The organism is Methanobrevibacter sp. (assembly GCF_045220775.1).
In the GTDB taxonomy this organism is placed as follows: Archaea; Methanobacteriota; Methanobacteria; order Methanobacteriales; family Methanobacteriaceae; genus Methanocatella.
Window position 1 is genome coordinate 1 of sequence record NZ_JBGUWC010000042.1, and the last position, 8,549, is coordinate 8,549.

Sequence of the window (8,549 nt, forward strand, 5' to 3'; positions counted from 1 at the left end):
ACAAGAAGCAAGAGAAATCGAAAAAGCAAATGATACTGTTTTAAGAACCCCTCACATGAAAGAAGGAAACCCAGGTTGTAAAACAGAATTAATTTCAAAACCACAATAAGTAGCATTATTTGCTACTTTCATTTTTTTATTTTTTAAAATCACCACATAATAGCTATGCTACTATTCAAAAAAAAAGAATTATACTTGTTTTAAAAAAAATTAAAAAAAGATAGCTATTTAATTAGCTATAATACTCCTTTTGTAGAAGGAATTTGATCATGTTCAACCTTAACTGCTTCTTTAACGGATTTAGCAAATGCTTTAAAGACAGCTTCAGCCTTGTGGTGATCGTTTGCCCCTTCAACAGTGCCGTAAATGTTTAATTTGGCACTTGAAGCAAAAGATTCAAAGAAATGGATAACAACATCAGCAGTCATATCCCCGATTTTATCATTCTTAAAATCAAGCTTCATATTGCAATAGCTACGACCGCTAATATCAATTGCAACTGTCGCAACAGATTCGTCCATAGGAACAATTGCATGAGCCATCCTCTTTATTCCTTTTTTATCTCCAATAGCTTGTCTAAATGCTTCGCCTAAAAGTATTCCAACATCTTCAATGGTGTGGTGATCATCAATTTCAATATCTCCTGTTGCCCGGATATCCAAATCGACCATACTGTGCTTTGAAAATGATTCAAGCATATGGTTAAAAAAGTTTACACCAGTAGAAATATTATATTTACCTGTTCCATCAAGATTCATTTTGATATTGATATCTGTTTCAGATGTTTTTCTTGAAACATTCGCATTTCTAGTCATAATCTAACCTATCAAATAATTAATTTAAGCTTCAAGCATTCAACCTTCTTGACCCGGACGTATAATTTTAATACATTGTTCAGGACATTCCATTGCACATAGAGTACAAACATGACAATATCTTAAATCCAATATATGTGCAACTCTATCAACTTTCCAAATTTTAGCTGCTTTGGGACAAATTTCATAACACTCTCCACAACCCGTACATTTATCTTCATCAACTAAAATCTGTAACATGAACTTATCTCCAAAATTATATTTTTAATGTCGCAACGGACATTGCTTTAAATCCAACATAGACTTCTTTACCTATATTAAGAGTCAATTCCTTTTCAGCTGAAACTGTTATGTCAGAACATAAAATAACTCCGCCAACATTAACTTTAACACGAATTATTTCATTTTCAAGTTTCATTTCGACGATTTGACCTTTTAATATGTTACGGATGCTTGAAGTTTGAGGCTCTAACATTAAAAAGATATTGTCATAACTTATTAAAGCCAATATTTTATCTCCAATTTCATAATTCCTATTTAATGGAGCGTTTATTTCAAATTGATTCATTTTAATTGTCATTACGCCTTTAACTTCATTAATGTCAACGATTTCAGCTTCAATTTCATTAACATCCTTGTGAAGTTCCATAATCGCATTAATCTTTTTACATTCTTTCAGGATAGAATACCCTTCGTCTGTAAGAGAGGTTCCTCCACCTCCGCCTTTTCCGCCTTTTGTTGTACTAACAATTTTAACATTGAGTGTTGATTCCATTTTTTCAATGTAGTTTAATGCAGTTCTATAAGAAACTTTGATTTCTTTAGCTGCAGCAGTTAAAGAACCAGAATCTAAAATAGATTGTAGCAATTGGTATTTCTTGTTATCTAATAAAAAAGAATTGCCATCAACATTGATTTTGTATTCAACACCAGCTTTTACATCAGCCATTATAAATCCCCCGAAATATAATATTATTATATATATTTCTATTATTAAATAACTTTTTCTATTTATTTTAGAAAATGAAAAGCGAAAATAATTTCAATAATTTTTTCATATCGATTAAGATTATTCTCTGAATTCTATTCTTTCAACAAGGCTTAGCATCTTATTAACTATTTTAGATAATGGACCTAATCTGGCTGAAAAGTTTCTTAAGCTTTCAATATCTTCTTTTTGGAAAAATTTAACTAAAATCAAAGCAAAGAAATAGACGATTACGCATGCAAATATTCCCGGGAACAAATATACTGTAGTCTTTGGAATAAGATATGCAAAAGCACCCATAATCGCTGAAGCGGCCAATATTTTAACTACTGCCTTTGTAGGAGCTTTAGTCTTTGTCAATCTGAATACCATGTAGACACACGGAACCATCATTAAAAAACAGGCCACACTGGTAGCCAATGCCCCACCTGCAATTCCAAGTGATGGAACCATAAGCCAATTCAAAATACCGGTGACAACCGCTCCACCAACCAAAATATACATTGGAATTCTTGGATTTCCGATTCCTTGAATAATACTGGTTGAAATGGCAAATATGGAATAAAAAGTCATTCCTAAAGACAGAATTGACAATGCCATTGCTCCTGCAACATAAGCGGGATTCTTAAAGTATAGGACTCTTAATGTAGGTGCTGCAAACAATGCAAGACCGACACACATAGGTACGACAAACAATAATGAGTACTTATAAGCTTCAGAAACATATTTTTGAAGCATATTGATGTCTTTAAGCTTAAATGCTTCAGAAGAAGCCGGCAAGATTGTAGTTGCAATGGAAATTGAAATAATCAATGGAAGCCTTGCAATAGGATCTGCCGCTGCAAAAAATCCGATATCGTCCAATGTTAAGAATTTGCCCATTACAATAGTACAGATGTTGTAGATAAGCATTTCAGCGATAGCGGTTATAATGACGGGAATGGAAAACTTAACCAAAGTTCCGGCCAATTTCAACTCATCGCGCCTTGTAAAAACAAAATCATCGCTAGGTTTTGGGATTAAATCGCCCATGCGATATCTAAAAAGATAAACTGCGGCTACAACAGACAATGAATATCCTAAAACAGTACCCCACAAAGCACCGATTACTGACAAACCAATCAAAACAAAGGCAGTTGCAAACAAGATCATACCTAACTGCTCTACGGCACGGGTATATACGATATATTCCATCTTATATACTCCCTGAAATGCTCCCCTAAACGCACCTACGATAACGCTGAACGGAGTAATCAGACCGATAATTTGCAACGGAACCAAAGTAACAGGCTTTCCAAGATAATCATAAGCCAAATATGGAGCGACAACAAATATCATCAATGCTCCAAAGAACAATCCTAAAAATACCATTATCTTTAAGGCCGTATAAATTGTTTGCCTGGCCATGTCCTTTTCATCAACGGCTTCATATTCTGCAACATACTTAGCGATTGCAGGAGGAAGACCCCCAGCAGATAAAGTCTGGAAAATTCCCTGAAACGGCAAGGTAATTCCCAAAATACCATACGCAGTAGGTCCAAGCAGAATCGCCATTAAAAAACGATAAATGTAACCACCAATACGGAAAATCACATTACCAATCAAGATAATTAAACTACCACGCACTAACTTATTTGCCATAATCTAACCTTAAAAAATATTCATTAATAATATAATGATTTTAGTATTTAAATATACTTATTTAAGAAGTTTTCAAATTCTATCAAAGTCCTATTTAATGACTCCATTCCATAATCATCTTTTTTAATATCCTCTAATGAGTCATTCGACCAGAAAGAAGCACCTAAATTTGATCCGAATGGTCCTCCACTGACAGGTATTATGCCATGTATCATAAAATATGTAATGTTTTTTAGATGGGCAAAGTCCTGGCCGCCTGTACGGTCCCCTCCTACGGTAATGCTCATTCCGATTTTTCCCCTTAATATATTATAGTCAATTGCTTCCAAAGCCCTTGTCCTATCCATGATTGCTGATAAGTTTGAACTGATTCCCCCACTTTGGATTGGAGTTGCCAAAATGATTCCATCGGCGCTTAAAAGGCCTTCATAGACATCATTCATGTCATCATCAATTATGCATTTCTTATGTTCAAGGCAATAATCGCAATGCATGCAGGGTTTAATGTCTTTTCCCATGCAGGTGAACATTTCAGTCTCAAACCCTTCATTGCTTAAATCTTCAAGAGCTTTTGAAAGGACATATTCAGTTGTATTATTTCGTGGACTAGCACAAATACCAAAGACTTTCATGAAAATAGTTTAGAATATGATTATTAAAATATTTTTAGAAAAATGAAAAAAAGAAAATAGAGAGTTAATCTCTATTTTTTAATAGTGATTTTAACTTTCTTACTTGCTGCATTGTAATATTTATTTCCAGAATATTTGATGGTGGCAGTAAACTTACCTTTTTTAGTGAATTTTGTTATTTTAAAGGTTGCTTTACCATTAGCATTAGTAGTGGCTTTATAAGTTTTTCCTTTAATCTTTAAAGTAAGTTTAACCTTTTTCATCGGTTTTCCAGTATTGGTTTTAAAAGTAATTGTATACTTTTTGGTTTTTGTTTTGGCTTTGAAAGTCTTTTTAGCAGCAGTAAATTTAGGTGTTGCCTTTTTAACAACGACACTGACGGATGAAGTTGATTTGGTATACTTTTCATCCCCTAAAAATGTCAATGATGCAGTATAAGCACCTAAAGCTGATGTAACGTCTAATTTAACCTGACCATTAGCATCGGTAACTCTATCATATGGTTTACCATTCAATTTAATTGAAACTTTTTTGTTTGACAAAGGATTGCCTTTACTATCTTTTAAAGTTACAATCAACTTTGTTCCACTCAAATAGGCAGTATTCACCTTATTCGCAGAAATACTAGTGTCAATCTTCTTAAATGATGTTACTAATATTTGCTGTAATGCTAATATTTCATCTCCAGTTGAAACAAAAGAAATTGAATTGCTGGTTTTTATGCTGTCTGTAACATCTGAAGAGAAAACATCACTGCTAAATGTTTCACCATCCCAAACATTGGCAAATTCTTTTCCATTGAATATGACATTGCCCTCGTCTTTTTGAGCGCTAGCAGCAAAGACATATAACCTTGCATCAATCATGTTAGTTAAATCAGCACTGATAGATGAATCTGACTTGACTTGATTTAAACCATCAATCTTATCAGCAGAAAGCAAATCCGCACCATTTGAAATATAAACATTTTTACTTACTGAAGTGCCTACGGTGTTATATAAATAAATCAAAGTGCTTGGATATACAATAATGCCTGTTTTTTTATTTAAAGTGAAGGTGTTTTTTCCTTGTTTAATTAAACTTGAAACATCATAAACTAAAAGTCCTTGACCATTTTTCACATAAACTCCATAATTGGGTTGATCCCTATAAAATCCAACAGGAGCTACTTTAACACCATTAAACACGACTGAAAACATATTTTTATCCTCATTTGAACCTGAAGCAGAAAAGAAACTATATGGAACATAAATATATGCTTTTACGAAATTAGAATTACCCGGCAAATTAACATTCCAAACATCGGTTCTTTCAGTTTTAGTTGATGATAGATAACTGCCGGTAGTATTGATTACAATATCGCCGGTAATAGTCCCTTTAAAGAATAAATTATTATTTTCCCCAGGATATTCAAAATCTTTACCCAAATAACCATTATATATAATAGGCATTGAATTAGAGTAGGAATATATTTGTTTTCCTGTACTGTCAAAAATTTTAACTGTATAATTAACTTTATCGTTTTCTTCTCCATAGCCTAAATTTTCAGTAATAGGGCGAATTGTAGGATCGCTTAAAATTAAAGATTTACTATTTCCATTTAAAGTGATTTCAGTAGAATTAACATATTTTCCATCAGCAAATAGTGTTACATTGAATTTACCATTTCTGGTATTTTTAATAGTGATATTTATATCATTTTTAATACCTGCAAAAACATTGTCTCCCTCTTTAGTAGTAATCACATCAACTGATGTTTGTATATTCTTGGTAAGGACAATTATTTGCTGCAATGCCTGAATTGTAGAACCGGTTGAAATAAAAGAAACAGTATTCACTTCATCAATAAATTTTTTGACATTTACTTCGTATAAATCGGTTGTATGTGATGTTCCCTTCCAAACATTGGTAAATTCCTTTCCATTGAATTTAATATTTCCGTTGCCTTCTTGAGCGCCGGCAGCGAAAACATATAATCTTGCATCTTCAACTAACTCAGGATTTAAATTAACAGTAACATCAGATTTAACAGCCCTTTTTGCTAAATTATAACTGTTTTCAAGCAAATCGACACCATTTGAAAGATATATCTCTTTAAGTGTTGAGCTGGATGTAGTATTATACAGATATATTAAAGTACTAGGGGAAACTGCAGGATATGTGTCTTTTTTATTCAAAATAAATGTGTTTTCTCCAGTCTTTATTAAATCAGTGACATCATAAACTAAAAGCCCATATCCGTATTCCGCATAGTTTCCTAAATTGCTTTGATCCCTATAAAATTTGATATTATCATTATCTATTTTTTTACCGTTAAATGTAACATTGAACATGTTTTTATCTTCAGGAACACTATCATTAATCAAAAGATGATAATTTGGAATAAAATAATTATAAGGCACATAAATATATGCTTTTACTAAATCAGAATTTCCAGGCAAAGTAACACTCCAAACATCAGTTCTGGTTAGGTCTGTTCTTTCCAAATAAGTATCTTCATCTTTAGTATCGATTTTAATATCCCCAGTAATGGTTTCACTGAAGAATAATTCATATTCTCCACAAGGATACGCCAAGTCATTGCCCAAATAACCGTTATATAAAACAGGAATCAAGTGAGAAGAAGAGTTTAATTCCTTTCCATCCTTGTTATAAATTTTAACTGTATAATTAACTATTTCATTTTCTTTCCCATAGACTGAATTTTCATTAACCGGGCGAATAGTGGAGTCTGTTAAATATATGGTTTTAACCTTGTTTAGAGATACTTTCTGTTCGTCAACCTGATTGCCATCTACGAACAATTTAACAGTATATGTATCTCCTTTATTTGTCAATACCTTAGCAGATATTGTATTGGTGGTTCCGGCATAAATGCAAATGGTAGGTTCAGTACTGGTTGAGTATTCTGTTCTAAAATCTACATCAGTCCCGTTAATAGAATTCTCATCAGTGAAATTATGATCAACAATTAAAACTGATAGAACTTCCTTGAAAGACCCCCATCCACTCTTACTTGCAATAAATGAAATAGTTATATCTTCACCAATATAATCAGTTACATCCCATTTATGATATTGATAATACGGCCCATCAATATACTCATCTTCCTTCTCTTCATCAAAAAAGAGAGGGTTTTCATTAATTTCATACAATGCATCATTACTTGAAAGACCTATATTGGTTAGGGTAGCCCTAGTATTACCGACCGCTTCCACACCATCCGAATCAAAATGGGTTTGAGTTATTTGGTCTGTCCACGCTTGACCAGCATTAATCCAATAATCAATAGTGTCCGAATCACCATCATCATAAGCTAAAATCAGTGAAATTAACTTAATTCTTCCATCGAAACTTTTTCCTTGCATGGGTAAAGAATCAACTTTTATTGCAATGGAGGTACCATTTAAACCTTGTACCAAGTCAGTGATATTATAAAAAATCATATAATCTGAATAAACTTTTGTAATATGATCATTTACAATATAAAGAGTACCATCTGTTTTTCCGGCATCATACTTTAACATTTCAGTTTTATTAAGATATCCATTATCAGTTTTAATTGAGATATTCGCAACAGAACCATAAGTAGGCTGTGCACTACCTGAATAAACATTGACATAAACATGAGCAAGTTTAATGTCTGTTGCTTTTGAAGGAATATCATAAACTAAATTGCCATGATTACCATTTACCGCATCAGAAGGCCCCCATGGATGAGTGGTCACAACATCTACGCCCCCAGAAACAGTACCGCTATCAACAGTAGGTATATCATCACTAGTTACCCTATCCTCACCTAAAACTTCTTGATGGGAACTGGCTAACTTTTCATAAGCATCGGGAGCATCATAGTCTGAATCAATAGTTAATGAAGTAGAATTAGCATCTTCAGCAAATGCAACTCCCACGCTAATAAACATCACAAAGATTAAACATGAAATTAACAATACCTTTCTATTCATCATTTAAAAAACCTGATTGAAATTTGTTTATTAAAAGTATTACAATAATTGCCAAATGAGTAATACTTTTTTAAATAAATATAATAATTATTATTTAATTTTGAAGCAAATAGGATATAAATTTTTCTTAAAATTGAATTTGAAACCTATAGAACTAATAGCGATTTTATAAATTAATGTTCAAAAAAACACATTAAATTAAATTAAAAAAAGAAAAATGTTAGGCTTATGAAATAAGCCTAATTCTAAATTTATACGTTTATTTTACGCATTATTTACTGTTACGTTGTTTGCTATCTCAACACCGTTGTATTCTGCTTTTAATTCGTAGGTTCCAGGTGCATAGTTGATTGTTAGTTTTGCAATACCGTTTGCATCTGTTTTCTTGTTGTAAACAATGCCGTTAGCTGTTATTTTAATTATTTGACCGCGTAAAGCAACTGCTTGGCCTTCGGAGTTCACTAATTGGACTTCGTAAGCTGTACCGTCTTTGTAGGTCATGTTAACA

7 protein-coding genes and 1 pseudogene are annotated in these 8,549 nt (G+C 32.6%); 1 reads left to right on the top strand and 7 read right to left on the bottom strand.

Features of this window, described 5'->3' with window-relative positions:
• A partial coding sequence (locus tag ACJROP_RS02180; protein ID WP_406533871.1) for a F420-dependent methylenetetrahydromethanopterin dehydrogenase occupies nucleotides 1–109 on the top strand: 109 nt, incomplete at its 5' end.
• A 127-nt stretch (nucleotides 110–236) separates the two neighbouring features.
• Here the strand turns inward: ACJROP_RS02180 and hisB are convergent.
• The 7 genes and pseudogenes from hisB to ACJROP_RS02215 form a co-directional block, all read right to left on the bottom strand.
• Nucleotides 237–815, bottom strand: a complete 579-nt coding sequence (gene hisB / locus ACJROP_RS02185) for an imidazoleglycerol-phosphate dehydratase HisB (protein ID WP_406533865.1) — start codon at nucleotides 813–815, stop codon at nucleotides 237–239.
• 39 nt (nucleotides 816–854) lie between these two features.
• On the bottom strand, nucleotides 855–1,055 hold the full coding sequence (locus tag ACJROP_RS02190) for a 4Fe-4S binding protein (protein WP_406533866.1): 201 nt from the start codon (nucleotides 1,053–1,055) through the stop codon (nucleotides 855–857).
• Nucleotides 1,056–1,071: 16 nt separating this feature from the next.
• Nucleotides 1,072–1,764: a TOBE domain-containing protein gene (locus ACJROP_RS02195; protein WP_406533867.1), complete on the bottom strand. Its 693-nt coding sequence runs from the start codon at nucleotides 1,762–1,764 to the stop codon at nucleotides 1,072–1,074.
• 120 nt (nucleotides 1,765–1,884) lie between these two features.
• On the bottom strand, nucleotides 1,885–3,444 hold the full coding sequence (locus ACJROP_RS02200) for a flippase (RefSeq protein ID WP_406533868.1): 1,560 nt from the start codon (nucleotides 3,442–3,444) through the stop codon (nucleotides 1,885–1,887).
• Nucleotides 3,445–3,491: 47 nt separating this feature from the next.
• Nucleotides 3,492–4,076, bottom strand: coding sequence for a flavodoxin family protein (locus tag ACJROP_RS02205; RefSeq protein ID WP_406533869.1), 585 nt, complete (start codon nucleotides 4,074–4,076; stop codon nucleotides 3,492–3,494).
• A gap of 71 nt (nucleotides 4,077–4,147) precedes the next feature.
• Nucleotides 4,148–8,044, bottom strand: a complete 3,897-nt coding sequence (locus ACJROP_RS02210; protein ID WP_406533870.1) for a DUF3344 domain-containing protein — start codon at nucleotides 8,042–8,044, stop codon at nucleotides 4,148–4,150.
• A 261-nt stretch (nucleotides 8,045–8,305) separates the two neighbouring features.
• Nucleotides 8,306–8,549: pseudogene (locus ACJROP_RS02215) on the bottom strand (Ig-like domain repeat protein); the annotation flags it as partial.

Bases quoted from the DNA above. Each gene is read 5' to 3' on its own strand.
- hisB (WP_406533865.1), bottom strand. From the start codon at position 815: ATGACTAGAAATGCGAATGTTTCAAGAAAAACATCTGAAACAGATATC.
- ACJROP_RS02190 (WP_406533866.1), bottom strand. From the start codon at position 1,055: ATGTTACAGATTTTAGTTGATGAAGATAAATGTACGGGTTGTGGAGAG.
- ACJROP_RS02195 (WP_406533867.1), bottom strand. From the start codon at position 1,764: ATGGCTGATGTAAAAGCTGGTGTTGAATACAAAATCAATGTTGATGGC.
- ACJROP_RS02200 (WP_406533868.1), bottom strand. From the start codon at position 3,444: ATGGCAAATAAGTTAGTGCGTGGTAGTTTAATTATCTTGATTGGTAAT.
- ACJROP_RS02205 (WP_406533869.1), bottom strand. From the start codon at position 4,076: ATGAAAGTCTTTGGTATTTGTGCTAGTCCACGAAATAATACAACTGAA.
- ACJROP_RS02210 (WP_406533870.1), bottom strand. From the start codon at position 8,044: ATGATGAATAGAAAGGTATTGTTAATTTCATGTTTAATCTTTGTGATG.